The 26,988-nt window shown below is 55.7% G+C and carries 15 protein-coding genes; 3 read left to right on the top strand and 12 right to left on the bottom strand.

The window, feature by feature from the left end; genetic code table 11:
• Window positions 1-10 precede the first annotated feature (10 nt).
• A complete protein-coding gene (locus PUV47_RS12600) occupies window positions 11-12,964 on the bottom strand; it encodes a cadherin-like domain-containing protein (protein WP_274218924.1) in 12,954 nt (4,317 codons plus the stop codon).
• Window positions 12,965-13,553: 589 nt separating this feature from the next.
• On the opposite strand from PUV47_RS12600, the gene PUV47_RS12595 reads away from it, so the two are divergent.
• Window positions 13,554-14,711: an acyl-CoA dehydrogenase family protein gene (locus PUV47_RS12595; RefSeq protein WP_274218923.1), complete on the top strand. Its 1,158-nt coding sequence runs from the start codon at window positions 13,554-13,556 to the stop codon at window positions 14,709-14,711.
• On the top strand, window positions 14,704-15,858 hold the full coding sequence (locus PUV47_RS12590) for a CaiB/BaiF CoA transferase family protein (protein ID WP_274218922.1): 1,155 nt from the start codon (window positions 14,704-14,706) through the stop codon (window positions 15,856-15,858). The genes PUV47_RS12595 and PUV47_RS12590 overlap by 8 nt, the downstream gene beginning before the upstream one ends.
• An 11-nt stretch (window positions 15,859-15,869) precedes the next feature.
• On the opposite strand, the gene paaE is transcribed toward PUV47_RS12590, so the two are convergent.
• From paaE to paaG, 11 genes are all read right to left on the bottom strand, one after another.
• The gene (gene paaE, locus PUV47_RS12585) at window positions 15,870-16,952 is read right to left on the bottom strand and encodes a 1,2-phenylacetyl-CoA epoxidase subunit PaaE (protein ID WP_274218921.1); all 1,083 of its coding nucleotides are present in this window, start codon (window positions 16,950-16,952) and stop codon (window positions 15,870-15,872) included.
• Window positions 16,953-16,965: 13 nt separating this feature from the next.
• The gene (paaD, locus tag PUV47_RS12580; protein ID WP_274218920.1) at window positions 16,966-17,478 is read right to left on the bottom strand and encodes a 1,2-phenylacetyl-CoA epoxidase subunit PaaD; all 513 of its coding nucleotides are present in this window, start codon (window positions 17,476-17,478) and stop codon (window positions 16,966-16,968) included.
• A 5-nt stretch (window positions 17,479-17,483) separates the two neighbouring features.
• Window positions 17,484-18,242 (bottom strand): 1,2-phenylacetyl-CoA epoxidase subunit PaaC, encoded by a 759-nt coding sequence (gene paaC, locus PUV47_RS12575; RefSeq protein ID WP_274218919.1) that lies wholly within the window; start codon window positions 18,240-18,242, stop codon window positions 17,484-17,486.
• An 8-nt stretch (window positions 18,243-18,250) separates the two neighbouring features.
• A complete protein-coding gene (paaB, locus tag PUV47_RS12570; protein ID WP_274218918.1) occupies window positions 18,251-18,538 on the bottom strand; it encodes a 1,2-phenylacetyl-CoA epoxidase subunit PaaB in 288 nt (95 codons plus the stop codon).
• Window positions 18,539-18,556: 18 nt separating this feature from the next.
• Complete coding sequence (gene paaA, locus PUV47_RS12565) at window positions 18,557-19,552, bottom strand: 1,2-phenylacetyl-CoA epoxidase subunit PaaA (RefSeq protein ID WP_274218917.1); 996 nt, start codon at window positions 19,550-19,552, stop codon at window positions 18,557-18,559.
• A gap of 83 nt (window positions 19,553-19,635) precedes the next feature.
• Entirely contained in the window at window positions 19,636-20,547 is a 912-nt protein-coding gene (gene paaX, locus PUV47_RS12560; RefSeq protein ID WP_274218916.1) for a phenylacetic acid degradation operon negative regulatory protein PaaX, read from the bottom strand.
• Between the two features lie 71 nt (window positions 20,548-20,618).
• Window positions 20,619-21,215, bottom strand: a complete 597-nt coding sequence (locus PUV47_RS12555) for a TetR/AcrR family transcriptional regulator (protein ID WP_274218915.1) — start codon at window positions 21,213-21,215, stop codon at window positions 20,619-20,621.
• A gap of 35 nt (window positions 21,216-21,250) precedes the next feature.
• Window positions 21,251-22,561 carry a phenylacetate--CoA ligase PaaK gene (paaK, locus tag PUV47_RS12550; protein ID WP_274218914.1) on the bottom strand — a complete coding sequence of 437 codons (1,311 nt, stop codon included), beginning with the start codon at window positions 22,559-22,561 and terminating at the stop codon, window positions 21,251-21,253.
• A gap of 79 nt (window positions 22,562-22,640) precedes the next feature.
• Window positions 22,641-23,846, bottom strand: a complete 1,206-nt coding sequence (gene pcaF / locus PUV47_RS12545; RefSeq protein ID WP_274218913.1) for a 3-oxoadipyl-CoA thiolase — start codon at window positions 23,844-23,846, stop codon at window positions 22,641-22,643.
• Window positions 23,843-24,313, bottom strand: a complete 471-nt coding sequence (paaI, locus tag PUV47_RS12540) for a hydroxyphenylacetyl-CoA thioesterase PaaI (RefSeq protein ID WP_274218912.1) — start codon at window positions 24,311-24,313, stop codon at window positions 23,843-23,845. Before paaI ends, pcaF begins: the two co-directional genes overlap by 4 nt.
• Before the next feature lies 1 nt (window position 24,314).
• Window positions 24,315-25,109, bottom strand: a complete 795-nt coding sequence (gene paaG, locus PUV47_RS12535; protein ID WP_274218911.1) for a 2-(1,2-epoxy-1,2-dihydrophenyl)acetyl-CoA isomerase PaaG — start codon at window positions 25,107-25,109, stop codon at window positions 24,315-24,317.
• Between the two features lie 212 nt (window positions 25,110-25,321).
• Here paaG and paaN point away from each other — a divergent pair, with 212 nt between their 5' ends.
• Window positions 25,322-26,986 carry a phenylacetic acid degradation protein PaaN gene (gene paaN, locus PUV47_RS12530; protein ID WP_274218910.1) on the top strand — a complete coding sequence of 555 codons (1,665 nt, stop codon included), beginning with the start codon at window positions 25,322-25,324 and terminating at the stop codon, window positions 26,984-26,986.
• Window positions 26,987-26,988 lie beyond the last annotated feature (2 nt).

Genomic DNA, 26,988 nt, shown 5'->3' with positions numbered 1-26,988 from the left:
GGGAGTTTTTCTAGACGATCACGTTGCTATCCGAGTTACCGTCGTCGACGGCCACAGTAACGCTACCCGGAGTGCCTCCGCCAAAGGCGTCAATGGTGACCACATTGATGAAGTTTGCTCCATTTGTGTTGCCATCAACATCGACGCTCAGCTGACCAGTTGAGCTGTCAAAGTTCACATAATCGCTGACACTGCCCGACACATCGAAGAGACCTGTCAGATCGACCACATCGCCTTCGCCTGAGTTATAGTCAGCGATAGTGTCCATGGCATCAACCGTCGAAATCACGAAGGTATCTGCGCCAGATCCACCTTCCAGCAAGTCGGAGCCTGCGCCGCCCTCCAGCCGGTCATTTCCAGCATCGCCACGCAGTACATCGGAGAAGTCCGAGCCGACAGCAAAGTCGTCTCCCGACCCTAGCTGGCCCTCAAACCCACGCGATGCCTGCGACAGGTCCAGCAGGTCCTGCCCACCTGAAAGCTCAAAGGCATCAATGCCTTGGTAGTCCCGCGTGCCATCTACAATCACAACATCGTTGTCATTAGTACCAGAGGCTACGTCGTAGACATTGGAAGTGCCATCCGCATCGTCAAGCAGATCTCCGGTCACACCCGTCGTCACCTCAGCATCCGCACCACTATCCGTCAGTTGGATTGTATTGAGGTTGCTTACATTGATGGAACCGGTTGCCGCAGTCATTGCAGGCACACCAGCGTCATCCGTCACGTCAAAGGTCAGTGGCAATGCACCGGTATAACCTTCGTTGACGGTAACTTCCCAAGTACCCGGCGTGGTGCCTGCCTTGATTGAACCATCCGAAGATGTCAGCTGCACGTTTGAGACCGACAAGTTGTTGCCATCCGGATCCGTGGCTGTCGAAAGCAGGTCCGCTTCCGTAATGATGAACATCTCTTGTCCGGGCTCGTCCAGCACCACAGACGGCACATCTGGCTGCGCATTCACGTTGAAGCCGAAGTTGAAGATAGACCCCTTCCCTTCGCTGCTGGTACCCTGCGCCTGCGCCGTGATGTCTCCGAAGAAGTCAGAGGGCAACGTCACCGCAAGGGCGGTAAGGGCCGCGATGAATGTCACCTCATTCGCGAAGCTGGACCGGGAGACCGTCAAGGTATCCCCGTTCAACGAGCCGGAGTTGAAGCTCGCCCCCGCTGGCAGACCGGAGAAGACAATCTCCACTTGGTCCAGCGTTTCCTGATCAGGACCGACAGCGTCGGTAATCCCGGCCATTACATCAATTGGGACGACGGTTGGAGAGCCGTCCTGCGCCGCATCCGAAACGGCCACGCTCAGGCTCACATCCGCAGAGGGCTCCACGCTGATGGTTGAGTTCGAACTCTCAGACCCCTCAGAGGTTGTCACAGTGGTTACCATCTGAATCGGCGAGTTCACACCTGGCGCAGTTCCCGTGGAATAGTCTTGCGGGAAGGTGAGCGAGAGGGCATTGGCCTCCGCAACCGAGCCGGTCCATTCAAGCCCCGCAACATCCAGCGCACCACCATTGGCCGTTGTGCCTGTGGGCAATCGATCGAACGTAATGGAGACTGTGTCTGGTGTGTTCGCATCGCCCTCCGAACCATCTGCATCCGTTATGGCTGCAGTAATGCCGAGCGCAATAGTCACACCAGCACCATCTGCGTCTTCGGTGCCGCTCACGTCTTGTGTCACAAGGTCAATGTCTTCCTCAGGGGTAATCGTCACCACAAGATCAGCCACCGCTGATTCCTCTGTGGCGTTCGCGGCAGTCTGGTCTGCAACCGTTGGCTCAGATGATACTGAGACAACTTTCAACGTCACCTGACCGGAGTTGTCCGGTCCGGGCAAGAACTCCACGTTGCCAATATCAGCGGCGGGGATCCTCGCCTCTGAAGGCCCGGTTGCCACAGCAACACCATTAACGAGGATCTGAGCGCCATTTGGAACGTCACGAATGACGTACTCGGCAATCACCTCATGAGGATCGGTGACAGCACCGGAGATGCTCAAAGCCACCGCCGTATCCTCGGTTGTTGAGGCATCAGAAACTTCCACTGTCGGCACGTCCGCATCTGGAACCACCTTGAACAGGAAGTCTGCTTCACCAGAGTTTGTATCACCGTTGCTCAGCTCCAGCGTATTCACATGCAAGGTCAAACGCACTTGATCCGGCAAACTTGGGTCGAGCGCATCTGGTGTCCGGGCATGCTGGTCGGCAAGTCCGATTTTCAATCCAGCAAATTCTGCAGGCGTCAACGTATAGCTGCGCAGCCCGTCAGGCCCCAGGCCATTGTCGATACCTGCAGATACAGTGAGATAATCGGGTACGCCTAACAGAGTAACGCTGTAGACCTCAGACCCATCCTGATCCGGCGTCATGGCAGTCACCACGGAAGACAACATGGAATCCATGTCTTCCAGCGTCTCCACCACTGGCAGCAGGTCGCCGTTGTCGGTGTCTGTCGGCAGGTTCGGATCAAAGTCAATCTGCCCTGCATCTGCAACCGCCTCAACGTGGATGGTTCCAGTGCGCGTGGTGGATGCGGTATCCCCGTTCGGCTCCACGGAAGTCGCCGTGATACTGATGGGGAAGTCGCCGTGCAGTTCAGCCGTGGGCTTGAAGAACAGCCCATTCAAATCCGCAAGCGGCACATCATAGGTCAGTACGCCACCGGCATTGCTGCTCGGCGTAAGTGGGTTGCCAGCACTATCTGCAATCACACCATCTGTAGTGTTGATCTGGATTTGCGCTGTGGTGCCCAGCGTTTCGCCCGGATCAACCAATGCGACAGTAGCGCTTATGGAGATCAAGGTGTCCTCATTGCCGCTAGTCCCGTGCACTGTCACTTTAGGTGCATCGGCAACTGGCTCAACATAGACGTCGGTCGTCTGTGCAACACTATTCGAGAAGCCGCATTTCACGTTGAGCGACAACGAGGTGTGAGAGATTTCATCAACCCCGTCAAACGGCGTATTTGCGCTGGAAACATGTTCCGGCAATTGCAGCGAGAACACGGTAGCATCAGTTACGGCGTCTGTATTGATCACGAACGTGCCGGTCACTGGATTATACACCACTGCCGCCGGATCACTGGCCGTCAGTGTCGCGCCATTCGGAATTCCATCCAGCGTGATGGAAGTCTCTCCAGGCAAGCTGCCCCAGTCTCCGCCATAATTATTCAGCTGCAGAGTAAAGGTAAGTGCTTGATCTTCCACACCAGAGAGCGGAGACATGCCATCCACAGCATCCACCAGTGTCACATCCGGCACCGGTGGCAAGTTGTTGATGTCACAGCCATCACCGCCACCTCCAGAGGTTACGTCTTCAACGTGGACGTAGAAGTCGGCCTCGGCCACGGCAACACCATGAAGCAGCGCCGCATCGCCAAGCGAGATGCCGCCCGGAATGCTCTCATCATTTTCAACGACGATTGCTGTAAGAGTGAACTTGTAGTCTGTGTCTGCATTAACGTTAGACGGCACGAACTCCAGGTTGCCGATGTCTGCAGCCGAAACAATCACTGCACCAGAGCCGGTATCAATGCCATTTTGGAATGTGACAGCCGGTGTGCCGGTGCTGATGCCACCGCCACTTGGTACATCCGCAAGAGCATCGCCAGTTATGACGAAGTAGAGATTCTCAGAGCCGTCATAGTTGATCCCGTCCGGCAGGATTTCGGTCATCATCCCGCCAAGGCGCGTTGCATTACCCGCTGCCCCGCCCTTTGCCGTATCAAGCAGGAAGGCACCACTATCATCGCCGACATAGGCTTCGGCCTCTCCGCCCGCTGGCACGGTAATCGTCGGCGTGTCTGCAACGCCCTTCACGTTGAAGGTAAGTGTTCCCGTTTCCGTCTTTGTTGGGCCAGTCGGATCAGTCGCCTCACGCACCTCATAGGAGATACCAAGAGTGAAGTCCTCGTTACTGTCCTTAGGCGGCACAACCACGAAGTTACCAATCTGATCTGACGGGATAATCAACTCGCCGTCGCCGTTCAGAAAGATCTCCGTTGACGCCCCACCAGATGGATCATCAAGGAAGAACCGCGCCTCCTCGCCTACCGAGTTGGGTATTCCGGTCCCAAGCGTGATGACAACGTCGCCAGTCAGTTCTTCTGGAGACTGGTCGCTCTTGTCAATCAAGTTGCCATCAAGGTTCGGGTTGAACCGTTGATCTTCCATGATGTTGAAGGTCTGATTTGGGTTACCACCATCAACAGACGGTGTCACTTCGATGATCAGAGGCGTGTCCGCATTCTGCCCAGCCTCGCCGTCATTAAACTCGCGGGTGGTCACACGCGCTTCAATGGTTGTGGACCCGTCCGCACTGCGAACTGGAAGACCTGTTGCAGGATCAGCGGTCAAAACTCCTGAAAAATGGGTGGGAACACCAGAAAGAACTGCCGTTTGCCACTGGCCACTCTCAAGTGTCCAAGAGGTTGTGCCGTTTGTATTATCAACGGATGTGAGCTTGGCCGGAACAAGGTTCCCGCCAGCGTCGGTGTAAAAGACCACCATTCCCTTTGGAATACCATTTATAACAACGGCTTCAATTGTTTCCGATCCATCCATATCTGGATTTGTTGGAGCGAGCGGTATCGGCATAAAGCCACCGGCAGCATCCACTGTGTTCTCCGCCACCGGTGGCGGATCCGGCAACACCGAAGGATCGTTCACTGCCTCCACATCAATATCGACAGTTACAGATACTTGCCGCACATCCTGCACGCTGCCGACAGTATTGCGGGAGTCAACGACAGTCATCTCAACGCCGATATCACCAAAGAACCCGCTGCTGTCCTGCCCAGGCAAAGCATCAGCTGCATCAGCGTCTCGATCATCGTGGGCGAGCGGTGTTAGCGTTAGGGTCCCGTTGAATGAGGTTACCCCATCGACAAATGTCAAAATGAGATTGCCCGTGGTTTCATCATAAAACGCCTGCTGGATCTTGGAGGCTTCAGGACCCAAAATGCTCGGATCAACAATGCCATTTGATTGATATGGAAACCAACCATTGGGAATGCAGACCACAGTGATGACGGAGATTTCTTCCGAACCATCCGTATCTGGCGTACTTGCAGCGATCTGCAGATCTACACTGGAGTCCTCGTTAATCTCCACTATTGGTGTCTTGTCTCCAGGTTGCACCACAACATTGGAATCCGGGTCATTTTCCGGAGTGGTCACAAACCCATCTGACGGCGGCACAAGTGTCACCGTCAATTCAGCTTCCGCTTTTGGCTGCACGGTGACTTGCGTACTGAACGGCTCCACCAAGGTGTTGTCCGATGTATCGTACTCGTTATCGCCGCTTTGAGTGACCGGGGTATTCGTCTCCTTGACCTCAACAGTACCTGAGATGTCAAAAACACCACTGAAATTCTGCGGATAGGAAATACGCAGGTTCTGCACGAACCCTTGGAACTGGGCGTCAGAAACCCCGTCAGGCTGCGTTATCTCATAGGTTGCCGAGGTCGCATTGCTGCTGATCAGGGCGATATCGCCTCGGTTTGATGAAGCGCTAGAGAACAGGGAAACGTCGTTGCCAAGATTGAAGCTATCGCTTGCGGTCTCAGCCAACGCAATAGTTACGGCTATGGTGCCATAGCTCTCAGAGCCATCTGTATCCCCAAGGCGCAAACGATTGAAGCGCAAGCGCGACTGACCGACCGAGTTGAGATCCTCATTGGTTCTTTGATCGCTCACGCGAATGTCGGGATCATCAATCACCGCATCGACGTCAACCTCCACCGTATCACTTGCTGTTTCAGTGTCGGAGGGAAGGCCACTTGCGGTATCGATCGACGTCACCGTCGCCGTCATATCACCGCCCATCAACGTGCTTACATCCAGATCCGTATCGCCAGAAGGCTTCATGGTCAGACTACCCGACCAAGTCTGAAGGCCCGGCTTCAAGGTGATGGTCAGATCTCCCGTTGCACTATTGTAAGCGGCGCTCTGAACATCGCTGCCACCAGAGGCAAAAGCGCCGGAAGCAACGGTATTGCCATTTGAAAGGGCGACCCATCCGTCCGGTACGTTCGAGATAACGATGGTACTGAGGCTTTCAGATCCATCTTGATCAGGCGTTTGCGCACTGATGCTCACGGTGAACGGCATATCTTCCTTTGCAATCACCACATCACCAGCGGTATCGACAGCTGTCACGCTCATGGTGATTGTTGGCTCGGCAATCGGCAACACATTCACCTTGAATGTAGCCGTATCACTGCCTTCATTCGAGTTGGCAGTCACCTCCCCGCCAATTACACCGGAAAAGTGCTCCGGCAGATCCGTGATGGTGAGTGCGGTATACTCCGCAAGCGTTCCTGTCCATACACCAGTGTTTCCATCGTAGCTGCCAGCATTAAAGCTTGCTGCATTGGGCAAACCAGTGAATGTGATAGAGACCGGTTCAGCCAACTGCTCAGAAAAGTCGCTATCAGTAATGGCAAGACCCAGTTTCAAGGCGATCGGTCCACTGTCCTCATCGACAGTCTTGTCCTGCGCAGTGAGGTCAATATCTTCCGTTGCTGCGATATCGATTGTGGAGTTGACAGTAACTTGACCTTCTGGTGTCTCCACGGTGGTGGAGACTGCGATGACCGTCTCTGCCGTTCCAACAGGAGAACTTTCGGTTGAGAAGTCTTCAGGGAAGGTGAGCGCCAGCTGGTTGGCTTCAGCCACACTGCCGGTCCAGCTCAGCCCTGCCACATCCAGCGTGCCCCCATTGGCCGTGGTGCCATCGGGCAGCCGGTCAAAGGTGATCGTGACCGTGTCGGGCGTATTGGCATCTCCTTCCGACAGGTCCGCATCGGTGATGGCAGAAGAAATGCCAAGATCGACCGTAACCCCTGCCCCATCACCATCTTCCGTGCCAGTTACATCTTGCGCGGACAACTCGATATCCGGCTCGAAGTTGACCAGAATGCCGAACGGCGCAGAAGCCGTCCCGCCTTCATCGGTGTTGGCAGTAAACGTGCCGCTGATTGAAGTCTGCGGGTTCTCGGTCGAGAAGTCCGCTGGCAGCGACAGCACCAGATTGGCAAGGCCGCTGGCAGGACCTGTATAGGTCAGCGTGCCGCCGGAGATGTTGGCGGTAGAGAATGTTGTGCCGCCATCGGTTGAGAACTGCGCCCCATTGGGCAGATCGGTGATCTCGAAGCTGACGGTGGTCAAGCTTTCAGAGCCATCCGCATCCGTTGCCTGAGCCGTAAAGTAATCCCCCAGCGAGACAAGCAGCGGGTCTGTGCCCGTGTCGGTCTCATTCAGAACAATGGTGGGCGCGCCGGAGGACTGATCGACCTGATCCGTATAGCCAACCGCAACATCACCTTCAAAGGCGAGCGACAAGGTGATGGGTTCGGTCGGGCCGGTCCCCTCATTGGAGGTGGCCGTTACCGTGCCCTGCAACACCGGGCCCGGGTTCTGGGTGGAAAAGTCCGTCGGCAAGGTGATCTCAAGCGCGGCAAACTCTGCGGGCGTGCCGGTGAAGGTGAAATTACCATTCCCATCAAGCGAGCCTGCGGACACACTTGTCCCCGGAGGCAGGTCTGAGAACGTGACGGTGATGCTCTCGATCACCTCCGAGCCATCGGCATCGCTCTGGGTGACGCTGATGTAATCAACCGGCTTGAACGGAACCGGGGCGTCGGTTTCTGAAAGCGCAATCGGCTGGGTGTCAATATCAATGTCAGAAGCTTCCTTGACAGTGATGGTAGAGGTCACTGTCTCCTTGCCTTCCGGCGTGGCGACCGTGGTGGTCACCATGATCGGATCCGTGCCCCCCGACCCGCTTTCGGTTGAGAAGTCTTCTGGGAAGGTGAGCGCCAGCTGGTTGGCCTCGGTCACACTGCCGGTCCAGCTCAGCCCTGCCACGTCCAGCGTGCCCACATTGGCTGTGGTGCCGTCGGGCAGCCGGTCAAAGGTGATCGTGACCGTGTCAGGCGTGTTGGCATCTCCTTCCGACAAGTCCGCATCGGTGATGGCGGAAGAAATGCCAAGATCGACGGTAACCCCTGCCCCATCACCATCTTCCGCGCCAGTTACATCTTGCGCGGACAACTCGATATCCGGCTCGAAGTTGACCAGAATGCCGAACGGCGCAGAAGCCGTCCCGCCCTCATCCGTGTTGGCAGTAAACGTGCCGCTGATCGAAGTCTGCGGGTTCTCGGTCGAGAAGTCCGCTGGCAGCGACAGCACCAGATTTGCAAGGCCGCTGGCTGGCCCAGTGTAGGTCAGCGTGCCGCCGGAGATGTTGGCGGTAGAGAATGTTGTGCCGCCATCGGTTGAGAACTGCGCCCCATCGGGCAGATCGGTGATCTCGAAGCTGACAGTGGTCAGGCTTTCAGAACCATCGGCATCCGTGGCTTGCGCTGTAAAGTAATCCCCCAGCGAGACAAGCAGCGGGTCTGTGCCCGTGTCGGTCTCACTCAGAACAATGGTGGGCGCACCTGAGGACTGATCAACCTGATCCGTATAGCCAACCGCAACATCACCTTCAAAATCAACGGCAAGCGTCACAGGTGTGACCGTGAAGCCTTCATTGCTCGTCGCGGTCAGACTACCCTTCAAGTCCGGACCTGGGTTTTGCGTTGAAAAGTCAGTCGGCAGCGTGACAACCAAGGCATTGAACTCAGCAAGTGTGCCAGTAAAGGTCAATGTACCAGCGCTATCAATCACGCCTGCGGAGGCCGTCGTGCCCGAGGGCAAATCATTCAGCACCAATGTCAGGCTCTGAACTTCCTCTGATCCATCCGCATCGCTGACGGTGATCTGAATGAAATCTGCAGGCTTGACCGCTAGTGGCGCGTCTGTTTCCGTAGCCCTGATTGTATTGGCCGTTACATCGATGTCCTGCGTTGGGGCAATGGTAATGGCGAAATCAGAACTCTCGCTACCCTCCGGTGTGGTTACAGTGCTGGTCACAGCAATGGGCGTTTCAGGTGTGCCATCCGGCGAACTCTCGGTCGAGAAATCCGGCGGGAATGTCAAACTTAACGCATTGGCTTCGTTTACCGATCCAGTCCAAGTCAGATTGCCAACATCAAGTGTACCGGCATTGGCAGTTGTTCCAGCAGGAAGTCGGTCAAAGGTCAAGACAACCGTATTTGGGGTATCATTGTCTCCTTCAGATCCATCCTGATCAGAAATGTCCGCGGTGATCGCCAGCGCAATCGTCACACCCACATCACCCGGTCCATCAGCATCCTCAACACCGCTCACGTCCTTGGTAGACAGATCAATGTCCTCGGACGCCTGAATCTTGATTGTCGAGTTTACTGTTTCTTGACCTTCGGGCGTCGTTACCGTTGTGGTTACCTTGATAGGCTCTCCCGGTGCAAAGTCCCCTTTGACCAGCTGAACATTATCAATAAAGCCACCATAAGTATCATTCTCGCTGGCAAGCTCCCTGAACTCAAGACGATCGAGACCAGCTTCACCTGTCACCTTGAAAGTATGCGTGACCCATTCCGGTCCCTGCGCTTCCAACGTCGCGATCTTCTGATTGTTCCAGTAGACCTCTATGGTTTCAGTTCCGCCACGACGCGCCGCAATATCGACGCTAAGCAGGTATGTCTCACCGGTTTCCGCAGACACATCCTGAAAGAGCGTGTCCACTGCGCGCTCAGCATCAAGCTCTGCATACTGCTCACCCTCTGAAGCCACGCGCCCCTGATAGCGATCCTGAATTTCGATACGTGTACCGCCCCAACCAGGTACGCTGTTTCCACTCGGATACGATCCCCAATCGCCCTGTGGCAGATCGGGGTCTTCAAAACTGCCATTGACGATTAGATTGCTACCAGTGGGCGTAAAGACTCCGCTCTCGGTTGAGAAATCTTCGGGGAAGTTGAGCGCCAGCTGATTGGCCTCGGCCACACTGCCGGTCCAGCTCAGCCCTGCCACATCCAGCGTGCCCACATTGGCTGTGGTGCCATCGGGCAGCCGGTCAAAGGTGATCGTGACCGTGTCAGGCGTATTGGCATCTCCTTCCGACAAGTCCGCATCGGTGATGGCGGCAGAAATGCCCAAATCTACGGTCACACCAACGCCGTCGCCATCTTCCGGCTCGCAAACGTCTGGTGCAGATAGGATGATATCTGGCTCGAAGTTGACCAGAATGCCGAACGGTGCAGAAGCCGTCCCGCCTTCATCCGTGTTGGCAGTAAACGTGCCGCTGATTGAGGTCTGCGGGTTCTCGGTCGAGAAGTCCGCTGGCAGCGACAGCACCAGATTGGCAAGGCCGCTGGCTGGCCCAGTGTAGGTCAGCGTACCGCCGGAGATGTTGGCGGTAGAGAATGTTGTGCCGCCATCGGTTGAAAACTGCGCCCCATTGGGCAGATCGGTGATCTCGAAGCTGACGGTGGTCAAGCTTTCAGAGCCATCCGCATCCGTTGCCTGAGCCGTAAAGTAATCCCCCAGCGAGACAAGCAGCGGGTCTGTGCCCGTGTCGGTCTCATTCAGAACAATGGTGGGCGCGCCGGAGGACTGATCGACCTGATCCGTATAGCCAACCGCAACATCACCTTCAAAGGCGAGCGACAAGGTGATGGGTTCGGTCGGGCCGGTCCCCTCATTGGAGGTGGCCGTTACCGTGCCCTGCAACACCGGGCCCGGGTTCTGGGTGGAAAAGTCCGTCGGCAAGGTGATCTCAAGCGCGGCAAACTCTGCGGGCGTGCCGGTGAAGGTGAAATTACCATTCCCATCAAGCGAGCCTGCGGACACACTTGTCCCCGGAGGCAGGTCTGAGAACGTGACGGTGATGCTCTCGATCACCTCCGAGCCATCGGCATCGCTCTGGGTGACGCTGATGTAATCAACCGGCTTGAACGGAACCGGGGCGTCGGTTTCTGAAAGCGCAATCGGCTGGGTGTCAATATCAATGTCAGAAGCTTCCTTGACAGTGATGGTAGAGGTCACTGTCTCCTTGCCTTCCGGCGTGGCGACCGTGGTGGTCACCATGATCGGATCCGTGCCCCCCGACCCGCTTTCGGTTGAGAAGTCTTCTGGGAAGGTGAGCGCCAGCTGGTTGGCCTCGGTCACACTGCCGGTCCAGCTCAGCCCTGCCACGTCCAGCGTGCCCACATTGGCTGTGGTGCCGTCGGGCAGCCGGTCAAAGGTGATCGTGACCGTGTCAGGCGTGTTGGCATCTCCTTCCGACAAGTCCGCATCGGTGATGGCGGAAGAAATGCCAAGATCGACGGTAACCCCTGCCCCATCACCATCTTCCGCGCCAGTTACATCTTGCGCGGACAACTCGATATCCGGCTCGAAGTTGACCAGAATGCCGAACGGCGCAGAAGCCGTCCCGCCCTCATCCGTGTTGGCAGTAAACGTGCCGCTGATCGAAGTCTGCGGGTTCTCGGTCGAGAAGTCCGCTGGCAGCGACAGCACCAGATTTGCAAGGCCGCTGGCTGGCCCAGTGTAGGTCAGCGTGCCGCCGGAGATGTTGGCGGTAGAGAATGTTGTGCCGCCATCGGTTGAGAACTGCGCCCCATCGGGCAGATCGGTGATCTCGAAGCTGACAGTGGTCAGGCTTTCAGAACCATCGGCATCCGTGGCTTGCGCTGTAAAGTAATCCCCCAGCGAGACAAGCAGCGGGTCTGTGCCCGTGTCGGTCTCACTCAGAACAATGGTGGGCGCGCCGGAGGACTGATCAACCTGATCCGTATAGCCAACCGCAACATCACCTTCAAAGGCGAGCGACAAGGTGATGGGTTCGGTTGGACCGGTCCCCTCATTGGAGGTAGCCGTTACCGTGCCTTGCAACACCAGGCCCGGGTTCTGGGTGGAAAAGTCAGTCGGCAAGGTGATCTCAAGCGCGGCAAACTCTGCGGGCGTGCCGGTGAAGGTGAAATTACCATTCCCATCAAGTGAACCTGCGGACACACTTGTCCCCTGAGGCAGGTCTGAGAACGTGACGGTGATGCTTTCGATCACCTCAGAGCCATCGGCATCGCTCTGGGTGACGCTGATGTAGTCCGCCGGTTTGAACGGAACCGGGGCGTCGGTCTCGGAAAGCGCAATTGGCTGGGTGTCGATTTCGATATCAGGGGTTGGGTCAATGACAATATCGAAATTGCCACTTTCACTTGCCCCGTCACCTGTGACTGTAATTTCGGCCTCGATTGTACCGGAGTAGTCCGGCGGGAAATAAACCTCAAGTTCGTTTGCCTCTGTAAGCGACCCAGTCCACACCCCACCCGGTGCGAGCGTTCCGCCGTTCACAGTGGCACCAGCCGGCATGTCCGCAAACACGATTGTGACAGATGCACCGCCACGGCTCACCGATAGATTAAGCCCGAGATTGACGGTGGCGCCGCTATCCCCTGGCCCATCCTGATCCTCGAAGGCCCCCACCACAGACGGGAACCCAGAGCCGTCGTCAAATCCGAGAAAAATGTCTGGCGGATCCAAGTCGTCTCCGTCCGCCAGCTCCCGGTCTTCTATTTCAGGAAAGGCCAACTCGGTTGGCGGCAGGAGCGGGGAAATGGGAAAGCCCGGACTAATCTCTGGAATTACAAGGCTGAAATTACCACCGGACGATGCTTCCGTGGCCTGCTCCTCTACAGCAATAGCGCCAGTTTCCACGTTTCCATCGGCATCTTCGGTGGGAGGCAACAGCACCACGTTGATGGGCGTCTCACCAACAAAAAACTGTGGCTGCCCCAAGGCGCCGTCTTTCAAAATAAGCACAGTCCCGTCCGGTTGACGGAATAAGAGATCGTCACCAAGCCGAATGCCGTCAGCAATCGAAGCTGTTAGGGGCACACGAAAAACACCGTTCTCCGGCAGGACCCAATCTCTAGGGCTCTGATCATCTCCCTGAAGCTGCACAGTCTGGCCGCTCGGAAACTGTATAATCTGAAGACGAGCAGCAGCATCTAGACCACCACCTAAAGTAGATCCTGAAAGCTGGGATGTTTGCGAGGTCTCTTGGCCTGCTTGGGCTGAATTTCGTTCCACCATATTCTTCTTCTTTTTGTGAAATCACTATTCATTTTTCTATATGATAGAAACATAAACCAAAAACGAACAACAGACACAATAGTATAAACTTTCATGGTTAACATATTTTAATTATTAACTATAGGTAATTTGAAATTGAAGCCCATTTCAATACTCTTAAGACGAAGCGCCTTCCTCTTAGTAACAAGCGCGCTCAGACATCCAAAATCACTCATGCCGAGGCTTCCCCTCCCCCTGCACACTCTAAAAAATGAGAATAGTTGTTAAAATGTTTCCACAAAGGCTAAAGTATATATGGCATTACCTGAGGTAACTTATCGTATTGTAAAGTCACACAGATGTTTGCACTGTGTTTGGTACCTTTACGACTTGCCCGCCTTCTCATGATGGCGGGCTTTTTTTCTTATATGCGGCATATGCATTTTAGGTAATTACATGGAATGGCGCTCAGGCAGTCCGCCCGTCGTCATACTGACACATTTGAAGCAAACTGCCCTGAGCAACTATCATTACCCTCCAAAGGTCTGAGTTGGCAGTATGTAAGTTCCCCGCCAAACTTGAGCCAACTTGGTTCTGGGAGGAACGCACCATGGCACTCATTACACCGCTCTCCGCATGGCGTGAGGAGGAGCATGCGCTGTTTGCAGACAGCGTCGGCAAGTTCTTTGATAGCGAATTAGTTCCAAATATTGAGAAATGGAACGCAGAAGGCATCGTAGAGCGCAGCTTCTGGAACAAGGCTGGGGAAGCAGGCATAATGGGTGGCGCCATTCCTGAAGCCTATGGAGGCTTTGGCGGCGGCATCGCCTTCGACGCCATCACCGTCTATGAGCAGGCAGCGCGCAGTGATTTTGGCTGGGGTTTCGGCATTCAATCCATCGTCATGCACTATGTTGTCGCCTATGGAACCGAAGAGCAGAAGAAACGCTGGCTGCCGAAATTGGTCAGCGGCGAGATGGTGGGCGCCATTGCCATGACCGAACCCGGGGCCGGGTCAGACTTACAAGCTGTCCGCACTACAGCTGAAAAAGACGGCAACGGTTATCTGATCAATGGCTCCAAGATCTTCATAACCAATGGCCAGTCTGCAGACCTGATTATCATCGTCGCAAAGACAGACAAGTCTCAAGGGGCGCGTGGTGTCTCATTGATCTGCCTGGAAACGGAGGGGGCCGAAGGGTTTCGTAAAGGGCGCAATCTCAAGAAGCTGGGCATGAAAAGCAACGATACAGCCGAACTGTTTTTTGAAGATGTGAAAGTCCCTGCCGATCACCTGTTGGGCCCAGAAGAAGGCCAAGGCTTCTATCAGCTCATGAAGCAACTTCCATGGGAGCGCCTCATGATCGGCATTACGGCCCTTGGCGCCATTGACTTCGCTTTGGCGGAGACTATCCGCTATGTGCAAGACCGCAAGGTGTTCGGCAAACGTGTCATGGATATGCAAAACACCCGCTTCAAGCTTGCTGAAATGAAAACAAAGGCAGAGATGCTTCGCGCTTTCATAAACAACGGGCTTACCCTTCTAGAGCAAGGCAAGCTGGATGCGGCCAGCGCGTCCATGGCCAAATATTGGGGCTCAGAAATTCAAAATGAAATCATCAGCGAATGCCTTCAGCTGCATGGTGGCTATGGATACATGATGGAGTACCCGATCGCGCGAATGTATGCCGATGCCCGTGTCCAAATGATCTATGGCGGCTCCAACGAAATCATGAAGGAGCTTATCGCGAGGTCCATGGATGAGTAATCTTGCGGCACAAGGCGCTGGCACACTGGCCGGAGTTCGTGTCGTGGAGATCGCGGGACTGGGACCAACGCCCTATGCTGCCATGATACTTGCGGATATGGGGGCAGAAGTCATTCGAGTTGAAAGGCCTGGGGCAACACACCTTGTCCCACAATCACCCGACTTCTTGAACCGATCTCGTCACTTCGTGGAACTGGACTTGAAGGAACCCGAAGCACTGCACCTTGCAAAGGAACTGATCGCAAAAGCCGATGTGCTCATTGAGGGCTTAAGGCCGGGTGTGATGGAGAAAAATGGCCTCGGCCCAGAAGTTGTCCTCGCGCTGAACCCGAGGATTATCTATGGCCGCATGACAGGTTGGGGCCAGAGCGGCCCACTTGCCAAAACTGCGGGTCACGATATCAATTACATTGCGCTGACCGGCGCATTGCATGCCATTGGCTCTGAAGATGCCCCCACTGTTCCGCTCAACCTCCTCGGAGACTTTGGCGGCGGGAGCCTATTTCTGGTCACAGGCATTCTGGCCGCCCTATTCCACGCGGCCAGAACTGGCGAAGGCCAGGTGGTTGACGCCGCGATTACAGACGGCACCCTACATATGCTCACCCTTCAGCATTCGCTCATGCATTCTGGGCTTTGGCGAGATAGGCGAGCTACAAACATTCTGGATGGAACCGCCCCGTTTTACACCACCTATGAATGCGCAGATGGCGAGTACATTGCCGTAGGCTGTCTGGAGCCTCACTTTTACGCCCTGTTCATTGAAGGGCTTGGCCTCGACATCAATGAACTCCCCCCTCAGATGAATTCCAAAGAATGGCCAAAGCTGCGCCAACACTTCGCCCAGCGCATCAAGGCGCACAGCAGGGACCACTGGGAGCGGGTTTTTGCAGGAACGGATGCATGCGTCACACCTGTCCTGTCATTAACCGAAGCCAAGGCCCATCCTCACAATCAAGAGAGGCGTGCCTTCGCAGAGATAGATGGTATCGAGCAACCAGCCCCTGCTCCGCGCCTTTCAAAGACGCAAAGCTCAATAAGGGGCAATGCACCGGAGCAACCTGTATCGGCGGAGAAGGTCCTTGCACGCTGGAGCCAACCGCCAGCGGCAAGCACTATGTCAGCCAGAACAATGAGTGCTGACTGACGCCTGTGATGCTACATTTCATCGAAATCGATCAGAACGTCCTTGGTTAAGGGACGCGCTTGGCAGGTCAAAACAAAGCCCGCCTCCACTTCCCAGGGCTCAAGCGAGTAATTGTTTGCCATCTCCACTTCACCTTTCACCACCTTGGCACGACAGGTGCAGCACATTCCGCCTTTACAGGAGAACGGCAACTCCAGACCTTGCCGGTGAGCGGCGTCAATCACACTCAGGTCAGTTTCGTTCATTGCGAAAGAACGCTGCGCGCCATCCAGGATGACCGCAATTTCAACGCCACCTTCGGCGACGCTTTGAGCCTTGGCGGAACGCGGCTTGCCAGTGGTGCTGCCATCAGCGGGGGTAAAAAGCTCGAAACGTATCTTGTCTGGGGAGACGCCATGCCCCTCTAGCAGCTTTCGTCCGGTTTCGATCATGTCTCCTGGACCGCAAAGATAAAAGGCATCCGTATTTTCAAGATCCACCAGATTTCGCTCGATGAACTGCCGAATGCGTTCCCCATCCAAGCGGCCATGGAGCAAGTCAATGTCCTGCCCTTCTCGGCTCAAAACATGGGTAAGGGTGAAGCGCCCCAGATAACGGTCCTTCAGATCTTCCAGTTCTTCGCGGAACAGAACACTTGCACTTTCTTTGTTACCATAAAACAACGTGAAGCTGCTTTCAGGCTCGCGCTGCAAACTAGTCTTGATAATGGATAAAATCGGCGTAATGCCTGAACCAGCAGCAAAAGCCACATAGTTCCGGCCCTCTGCGCCATCCACTTCGGCAGTAAACCGCCCCTCAGGTGCCATCACCTCAAGGCTCATGCCCGCCTTCAACTGGTCATTGGCGAAGGTTGAGAACGTACCGCCTTCCACTTTCTTCACCGCAACGCGGATCTCATCGTCGTCAAGGCCAGAACAAATGGAATAGCTGCGCCGCGTGTCTTCCCCATCAACGACCGTGCGCAAGGTCAGGTATTGACCGGGCTTGAAGGTGTATTCGTCCTTCAGCGCCTCCGGAATATCGAAAAGGATGGAAACGGCCTCTGGGGTCTCTCTTCGCACATCCTTAACATTAAGCGTATGAAACCGGGACATGGTCCCTCCTCCCTCACAAACACTTGAAATAGTCAAAGGGTTCCAGGCACTTGGTGCAGCGATAAAGCGCCTTGCACGGTGTGGACCCAAACTCGCTCACCCGCTCCGTTTCGTTGGCACCGCAATGCGGGCATTGAACCGCCGTCTCACCGAACAACGCTCTCTTGGAGTTGGAGCGCTTTTCTGGAGGGGCAATCCCATAGGCCCTCAGCTTGTCGCGCCCTTCTTCGGTGAGCCAATCAGTCGTCCACGGTGGACTAAGCACGGTCTCCACCCGCGCTGCTGCAAACCCTGCTTCCTGAAGAGCCTTGAGAACTTCATGTTCGATCATGCGCGTTGCAGGGCAACCGGAGTAAGTTGGCGTAACAAGAGCGACCGGCGCTCCATCCGCTTCAACACGAACCTCCCGCAAGATGCCCAGATCGGCAACAGTGACAACAGGAACTTCTGGATCCGGAACTCGCGCCGCAGCCTCCCAGGCTTTGCGACGAATAGCCTCCCGGTCCATTGCTACAACGCGTCCCATGGCACTCACCAAGTCATACCAGGATAGGTACGCTGCATGTATTGCAGCTCGGCCAAGATATGGCCCAGATGTTCGGTGTGTTCGCCGGAACGCCCACCTGTCTGCATCCAATTGACCTTTGGCATTTCAAGACCAGCGTCCGTCAGGATGTTGTTCACTTCGGCTTCCCACTGCGGACGCAAGGCTGCGAGATCAACACCAACACCCGCCTCCGCCATTTCCGTGGCAAGGGCGTCCATCTCAAATAACTCGCCTGTATAAATGGCGAACTCATCCAGCGCATCCACCATTCGTTCCCGGCTTTCGGCCGTACCTTGCCCAAGACGGATCACCCATTCGGCCGAGTGGCGAACGTGATAATCAACTTCCTTGACCGCTTTGGCTGCGATGGCTCGAATAGTTTCATCGCTGGACTTGAGAAGGCCGTTCCAAAGCAGATCCATGAACACGGAATAAAAGAATTGGCGCGTGATAGTGTGCGCGAAGTCACCATTGGGACGCTCGACGATCAACGCATTCACGTAGTCGTTCTCATAACGCAAGAATGCTAGCTGATCTTCATCGCGTCCCAGCCCTTCGACCTCACCGGCGTAGGTGTAGAGTGAACGCGCCTGGCCCAATAGGTCTAGCGCAATGTTTGCCAGCGCCAGATCCTCTTCCAGCGTAGGCGCATGACCGCACCATTCGCCAAGACGCTGCGACAAGATTTGCTGGTCATCTCCCAGACGCAGCAGGTAATTGAACAAGGACTTTTTATCTACCATGCTGCACCTCACATATTCCCGACTTCCTCGGGGATCTCGTAGAAGGTTGGGTGTCGATAGATCTTCGATGCCGTTGGCTCGAACATCATGTCCTTGTCTACCGGATCAGATGCGACGATCTGGTCTGAGCGAACCACCCAAAGGCTTTGCCCTTCTCCCCTACGCGTATAGACATCGCGGGCCGCCTGCAGAGCCATTTCCGCATCTGCTGCATGAATTGACCCTGCATGTTTATGGCTGAGGCCATTCCGTGCACGGATGAAAACCTCCCAAAGTGGCGTTGGCTTTTCTGACATGAAATCATCTCCCAGTTATTATTCAGCTGCGGTCTTGGCAGCCTCAGCTGCAGCAGCCCGTTTCTCGGCAAAAGCGAGAGCTGCCTCGCGCACCCAAGCGCCCTCCCGGTGCGCTTTGCGGCGGGCCTTCATTCGGTCCCGGTTACAAATCCCATCGCCTTTCACGACACGCCAGAACTCATCCCAATCGATATCGCTGTAGTCGTAGCCTTGCTTTTCCTCATTCCACTTGAGGTTAGGATCTGGCACCTTCAGCCCAAGATAGTCGGCCTGCGGCACCGTCGCGTTCACGAACTTGTCGCGCAAACTGTCGTTGGAGAACCGCTTGATCTTCCAGTGCATGGACTGATCTGAATGGGTGGATTCACTATCATGCGGCCCGAACATCATAAGGGCCGGCCACCAAATTCGATTGATCGCCTCTTGCGCCAGCTGCTTTTGCTCATCTGTGCCACGGCACAGCGTAAGCAGGATCTCGTAGCCCTGCCGCTGATGAAAGCTCTCTTCTTTACAAATCCGGATCATGGCGCGCGAATATGGCCCATAGGAGCACCGACACAACGCGATCTGGTTCATGATTGCCGCACCATCGACAAGCCAGCCGATTGCACCGATATCCGCCCACGTTAGGGCTGGATAGTTGAAAATCGACGAGTATTTGGCAGCTCCTGTGAGCAGCTGATCAGTCAGCTCTTCACGGCTTACACCCAGAGTTTCGGCTGCCGAGTAAAGGTAAAGGCCGTGCCCACCCTCATCCTGCACTTTCGCCAACAACGCGGCTTTCCGCCGCAAAGTTGGGGCTCGCGTAATCCAGTTCCCCTCAGGCAACATGCCGACGATCTCGGAATGAGCGTGCTGAGAAATCTGACGGATCAGTGTTCGTCGATAACCCTCTGGCATCGGATCATTAGGTTCGATCTTCTGCTCGGCATCTATGCGTTTCTGAAAAGCTTCCAGAAACGCTTCGTCCTCAACAGTCGAGCCATCGGCTCCAATCAGACCTTGCGAATACATGGCGTCCCTCCCGCTTGTACCAAGCTCATAGGGATAATCATGTATTACAAAAACCAGACGGTCAATTAATTTTTCGCAACATATTAACTTTCAAGGACGCGAAACCGATTGCCTGTGCGGTCACTCGCATTTGCCAAAGTGCCGTCTGGGCCTTCGGCAACAGTAGAGAGCCACTCATCACTTGAAAAAGCGAGCGCCGAATAGCAATTGGCAACCAGACGACGCGCCTCGTCGCCTATCCACTTGTCTCCGATAACATCTGCCGGGAGCATAGGATCTCGCAGCACCAAACGCCTGAAGTCATGGATCAGCAAGGTTCGTGCTGCCATGGCGGAAAGTGGTGTGAGCTGTTCACCGGCTTTCAGAGTTTCATGGAGCGGACCATACACATCCATAAAGCGGCTGTAGTCCTCCTCCAGCTCATCAAGACTCCAGGCAACAACACCCAAAGCTTCTGCGTTGGAGGGCGCTTCAAGGCGGCTTGTGAAGATGAAATCCCCCTGTTCCAGAGTGGGAACTGGCAAGCCCTCAGACACTTCCGGGCGGATGAACACTGTTGGTGCCACAGCTCCGAAGCCACAAGCTTTCAGCTGGCTCCGCCTTGCATCCCGCCCCTCACCGGCCGCCTCCGAAACAATCAGGATCGTCCACGAACCTTCCCACTTCCGGTCAAGCGGCGCGTAGATGCGTTTGCTGGCCCGTTCGAACTCAGCACGCCCCGCCTCAGCCAATCGATAAAAGCTTTTGCGCCCGGAGCGCTCTCGGGACACCCAACCATCCTGCGCAAGGCGCGACATGGCAGCACGTACAGAACCCGCTTCGATTTGAAGCCTCTCGCAGATCTCAAGCAGCGAACCCAGCCAAACCTCGCCGCCACGCGGCAGCACAGCATCACCAAAAATGGTGATGATAATAGACCAAACCCGAAGGCGTTCGCGGCGATGTAGATGGGAAATCAGGTCCTCAAGGACAGGCTCAACGGGCAGCTCAGGCATACTCAGAGGCATCTCCGACCGGGCAGACAATGGACGGCCACGGCTCAAATCATGGATTCGTTTGGAGCAGCCTAGAGGGAACGTGCACCTGCAACAATAATCTGCGTAACAATTACCGCGTAGTCTTCACGACTTACAGGGCCATTCGGCCGGAACCACATGTAGTGCCAGTTCAACATTCCAAACAAGGACATGGTCACAGGCTTCAACAGCACGTCATCTGCATCGGCAAACCGCGGATTAATGCCGCGAATGGCATCGGCAAACACCACTACAAGACGTCGCTCAAGCGCCTTGATACTCTCCTGTTCCTCCGGACCAAGAAACTTCAGTGCATTGAGCTGCACCTTGTGCTCGTTGTCGGCATCCTGATAGCCGAGCAGCAAAGCAATGCAGAGTCCCATGAGGCGCTCCTCTGCGCCAGCCGTCGGCGCATCTGCCGCTTCAACGCGCTCGCACAAGTCCTCAAGGTGCCCTCTGATCACATCGTAAAGGAGGGCATCCTTGTTCTTGTAGTAGTGGTAAAGCAAGGCCTTGGACATCCCGCAAGCCGCAGCGAGTGAAGACATTGATGATCGGTCATAACCTTCTGCAGCAAACATGCTCGCAGCGGTAGTCAGGATCAATTCACGCTTCTGGTCGTAGTCAACCGCTTTGGTACGGGCCACTGGCTTCCATCCTTTTTCTGGAGATTGGCGACTTGCTAGCCGGTCAGGCGTTTATCGTCAACACGTTTGGCCTTTCCTACCGACCGTTCCATTGCACCTGGATCAAGCACCCTCACCTTCACGGAGATGCCGATCACGCTCTTCACATGGTGCCCAAGCTCCCGCGCGCTTTGTTCGCGCGCCTCAGCTCCCGCAGAGTCAGGCAGCGCTTCGCAGAAGACGATCATCGTGTCCATTCGCCCATCACGTACCAGTTCAATGCGGTAGTGCGGAGAAAGCCCGGAGCACTTTAGAACCTGCTCTTCAATCTGCGTTGGGAACACGTTCACCCCCCGCACAATCATCATGTCGTCAGAACGCCCGGTCACTTTCTCCATACGGCGCATGGAGCGAGCTGTACCAGGCAGCAAGCGCGTCAGGTCACGCGTACGATAGCGAATGATCGGAAATGCTTCTTTGGTGAGGGAAGTAAACACAAGCTCACCTTTTTCTCCGTCTGGCAGCACTTGACCCGTCTCAGGGTCAATCACCTCGGGATAGAAATGGTCCTCCCAAATATGAAGACCGTCTTTGGTCTCGACACATTCGTTCGCGACCCCCGGCCCCATAACTTCAGAGAGACCGTAGATGTCGACAGCGTGCATGTCGAAAGCATCCTCTATCTCCTTCCGCATGGCATTTGTCCATGGCTCGGCCCCAAAGATGCCCACCTTCATAGAGCTTTCACGGGGGTCTATACCGGCATGCCGAAATTCATCCAGAATGGAAAGCATGTAGGACGGTGTTACCATGATGATATCAGGACGGAAGTCCTGCATCAGGGTTACCTGACGCTCTGTCATCCCCCCGGAAACCGGTACAACGGTGCAGCCCAGCGCCTCAGCTCCATAGTGGGCTCCAAGCCCGCCCGTGAACAGTCCATACCCGTAGGCCACATGCACCATGTCCCCAGCACGCCCACCGGAAGCGCGAATTGAACGCGCCACAACGGATGCCCAGGTATCAATGTCCTTTCGAGTATATCCGACCACGGTCGGCCTGCCCGTCGTGCCAGAAGAGGCGTGCACGCGCGCCAATTTTTCTTTTGGCACGGAGAACATCCCGAATGGGTAGTTCTCACGAAGGTCCGACTTCACCGTGAACGGGAACTTTGCAAGATCAGAGAGCTGCCGCAAATCCTCCGGATGCACACCCGCATCGTCAAAAGACTTTCGATAAAATGGCGAGTTGTTATAGGCATGCGCCAGAGACCATTTCAGACGCTCCAGTTGAACGGACGCAATTTCATCACGGGATGCGGTTTCTATCGGCTCCAGATCACCTGGCCTTGGGGACAGGTCTAACATCGTGTTTCCTCCTCATGACGGCCCGGCGGCATCCTTGCCCTCCCATGCCAGGCACTGTTTTCTTTGTTCTTGAAACCGTTCAGACGCGCTCAAGCATCAAGGCAATGCCCTGCCCTACGCCAATGCACATGGTGCACAGCGCTCGGCGCGCACCGCGCAGCTGCATCTCTGTAGCTGCAGTCAGAGCCAGACGCGCACCGGACATGCCAAGCGGATGGCCCAACGCAATGGCACCACCATGTGGGTTCACGTGTTCCGCATCGTCTGGCAAGCCAAGGCGCCTCAGCGTCGCCAAAGCCTGAGCGGCAAAAGCTTCATTCAACTCAATCAGGTCTACATCTGAAATGGAAAGCCCGAGGCGCGTGAGCAGCTTTTCAGTAGCCGGGGCTGGGCCTATACCCATGATACGAGGTTCAACACCGGCAGTTGCCAACCCGGAAATCCGCGCCAAGGGCTTCAAGCCATAACGCTCCACCGCCGCCTCAGATGCCACGATCACCGCCGCCGCGCCATCGTTTACCCCAGAAGCATTGCCCGCTGTAACCGAGCCACCCGCACGAAACGGCGTTGGTAGCGAAGCAAGTTTCTCAATCGTCGTTTCTCTTGGGTGCTCATCCCTATCAACAACGATGGGCGCTCCTTTGCGTTGAGGAATTTCGATCGCTGTGATTTCCTGCCTCAAGCGTCCGGACGCCTGAGCTGCCGAAGCGCGCTGCTGGCTTCTATAAGCGAACGCGTCCTGATCTGCACGGCTGATGTTAAAATCCTTGGCGACGTTCTCAGCAGTCTCCGGCATGGAGTCGATGCCATATTGGCTCTTCATGAGCTTGTTCACGAACCGCCACCCAATGGTGGTGTCATAGACTTCGTTTGCGCGAGAATAGGCGGTTTCGGCTTTCGGCATAACAAAGGGCGCGCGAGACATGCTCTCCACCCCACCGGCCAGCATGACGTCAGCTTCACCCGCTTTGATGGAGCGCGCTGCCAGCCCAATTGCGTCCATACCAGATCCGCAAAGGCGATTAATCGTTGTACCTGGAACAGAGATCGGCAGCCCGGCAAGCAATGCCCCCATGCGGGCGACATTTCTGTTGTCCTCGCCCGCCTGATTGGCACACCCCATAATGACGTCTTCGACGGCTTCACCCGGGAGGCCGGAAGCCTTCTCCATCACAGCGCGTATCACATGGGCCAGCATGTCATCAGGGCGAACAGGCGCCAATGCGCCGCCATACCTGCCAATCGCGGAGCGAGTGCCTTCGCATATGTATGCGTGAATGGTCATTCCTCTGGTCCCTCTGGTAAATGTGTGCCGCGCACTTGCCTCGAATGACCGCGAAACTCCGCAATCAAACTGCCGTCCTCTTTGGTAACCCGGATGTCGTAGATGCCATTGCGGCCAAAACGGGTCACTTCTTCGGCCGTGGCGACCAGCATGTCGCCTTCAAATGCAGGGGCGACAAAAGTAATCGAGCAATGTTGCGCAACAACGCGGGGGTTGTAGCTGTTGCAGGCGAAGGCGAAGGCACTGTCCGCAAGCGCGAAAATGAAACCACCATGGGCAGTAGCATGCCCATTGCACATCGCGTTGGTCACTTGCATGGAGATCCGCGCATGCCCGGCGGCCACATGCTCCAGTGACATACCCAACTGCTGCGACGCTTCATCATCCGCCCACATGGACTGGGCACAAGCGCCAGCCAGTTCGTCAGGCGTCATGTCGCTCGGCCGTTTACCTAGCTCAGCGGACATGTCATTCCCTCCCGGAAAAGTTCGGGGCGCGCTTTTGCAAGAAAGCGCTCACACCTTCAGCGTAATCCGCGGATCGCCCCAGTCGGCGCTGGTAGTCGCGCTCCAGATCAAGCTGTTCATCCAGCGAGTTGGTCGCCGCCGCCTGCACCGCCATTTTGGTCATGGCCAGTCCAAGCGTTGGCCCAACCGCAAAACTTTCCACCATGGCGAGGGCCTCATCCATCAGGTTCTCATCCTCAACAGCACGCCAGATGAGCCCCCACTGCTCTGCGGTCTCCGCCATCAACGGCGCTCCGGTCAGCATCAGTGCCTTTGACCGAGCCTCTCCAATGAGCTGTGTCATTGTCCAGGTCCCGCCGGAATCAGGCACAAGACCGATTTTTGAGAACGCTTGGATAAAGCGGGCGGATTTCGCTGCCAGAACCACATCGCACGCAAGAGCAATGTTAGCGCCGGCACCGGCTGCTACGCCATTTACGGCGCACACGACAGGTTTTTGAAGCGAACGGATCAGCCGAATGAGAGGATTGTAGAAGGTCTCCAGCGTCGCTCCCAAATCAACGCCATCCTCCATCTTTGCCGGGTCTCGATCGCCGAGGTCTTGTCCTGCACAGAAACCGCGACCAGCGCCTGTCAACAAAACCGCTCTGACGGCACCGTCCTCTCCCGCCTCTTTCATGGCGGCGAAAAGTGCCCGATGCTGTTCATCGTTAAAGGCGTTCAACTTGTCTGGCCGGTTCAGGGTTATCACCGTGAAACACTGCTTCTTTTCGACCAGTACCGGTTGCTCTGCCATTGCCTGTCCCTCCCGAGTCTCAATCGCAACACCGCGGAAACACTTAGCTTTCGCTATTCAAATCGTTCGTTTTCTGCAATCAATATAAAATTATCTTGCATAATCCGTCCGGTCGGTCAATCATAACCGAAGAACGTGAGACAAATAATTTTGATCCATCGCTGCTACTCATTGCAATTTAAACGAGTGCTTGGATCGTTTGGGAGAGATAGATGAGTGAGTATTTCAAGACCCATCAGGAAACCCTGACCGCCGCCTGTGACGCGCTGCGCAAACGTGACTTCTGGTCGGCCTATCCGGAATCACCGAGCCCTCGCGTTTATGGGGAAACCGCAAAGGACGACGGAGAAGCTGCCTTCAAGGACCTCTTGGGAAAAACCTTTTCAATTGAGGGACATCCGGGCACAGGCACAGTCGGCAAAGAGGTGTCCCCCTATGGTCTGGCGTTAGATATCAAGTACCCGTCGGCCACCGTTGACGAGTTGATCCTAGCCTCGAAGGCCGCAGGAAAAGCTTGGGGTAAAGCCACAATCGAAGCGCGAGTTGGTGTCTGCCTTGAAATCCTGCACCGCATCAATCGTCACTCTTTCGAGATGGCCAATGCAGTGATGCATACAACCGGCCAAGCTTTCATGATGGCGTTTCAAGCGGGAGGCCCGCACGCGCAGGACCGTGGTCTGGAAGCGGTTGCCTACGCCTTCGATGAAATGACGAAGACACCGGGCTCGGCAACTTGGACCAAACCGCAGGGCAAACACGACCCGATTGTCATGGAAAAATCCTTCCGGGTAATACCAAGAGGCATTGCGCTCACCATTGGCTGTGCGACTTTCCCGACCTGGAATGGCTACCCAGGCATCTTTGGCAGCCTTGCAACTGGCAACACGGTCATTGTCAAGCCACATCCGATGGCAATCCTGCCGCTAGCGCTTACAATCAAGATTGGCCGCGAGGTTTTGGCAGAGGCAGGCTTCGACCCGAACGTGCTGCTGCTGGCTGCAGATGAGCCCGGCGCAGAAAAAACCAAGGACTTGGTTACCAACGCGGACATCAACATCATCGACTTCACAGGCTCCAACGCGTTTGGCAAGTGGGTTCGCGACAACGCCCCGGAAAACACGCAGGTCTACACCGAGGAAGCCGGCGTCAACTCCATCGTTGTGTCCTCGACAGATAACTTCAAGGGTATGTGCTCCAACATCGGCTTCTCCCTCTCTCTGTACAGTGGTCAGATGTGCACAGCGCCGCAGGCGATTTGGGTGCCACGAGAGGGAATTGAAACGGATCAGGGACACAAGTCCTTTGAGCAGGTAGCTGAAGGCATCAAGATCTCCGTCGACAAGCTGCTGGGCGATCCAGCCCGTGCTGCCGGAATTTGCGGTGCTATTGTTAATCCCGCAACGCTGGAGCGCGTCAAGCAAAGCGAAGGTTTGGGTGAGGTGGTACGTCCATCCACCGGCATAGAGGGTCTTGAAGAGGCGCGCACAGCAACGCCGATGATCCTCAAGGTCGATGCAGCTCACTCTGAGGCTCATCTGGAAGAACGGTTTGGCCCGATCAGCTTCGTTGTTGCGGTCGACGACACCCAAGATGGAATTGAGCGTGCAGCCAATGCCGCAAAGACAAAAGGCGCCATCACCGCGGGTATCTACGCAACAGACGAGAGCGTTCTTGATCGGGCCGCAGATGCATTTGCAGATGCGGGCGTCGGCTTGTCCTGCAACCTGACTGGTAGCGTTTTCGTCAACCAGAATGCGGCTTTCAGCGACTATCACGTGAGCGGGGCCAATCCTGCGGGGAATGCCTGTCTCACAGATTCCGCATTCGTGGCCAATCGCTTCCGCATCACTGCGGTACGCCGCCACAAGGCTGCTTAACG

Origin of the sequence: Pseudovibrio exalbescens, from assembly GCF_028737195.1 — a bacterium.
Lineage (GTDB): Bacteria > Pseudomonadota > Alphaproteobacteria > Rhizobiales > Stappiaceae > Pseudovibrio > Pseudovibrio zosterae.
This window is presented reverse-complemented; position numbering and strand designations above follow the sequence as displayed.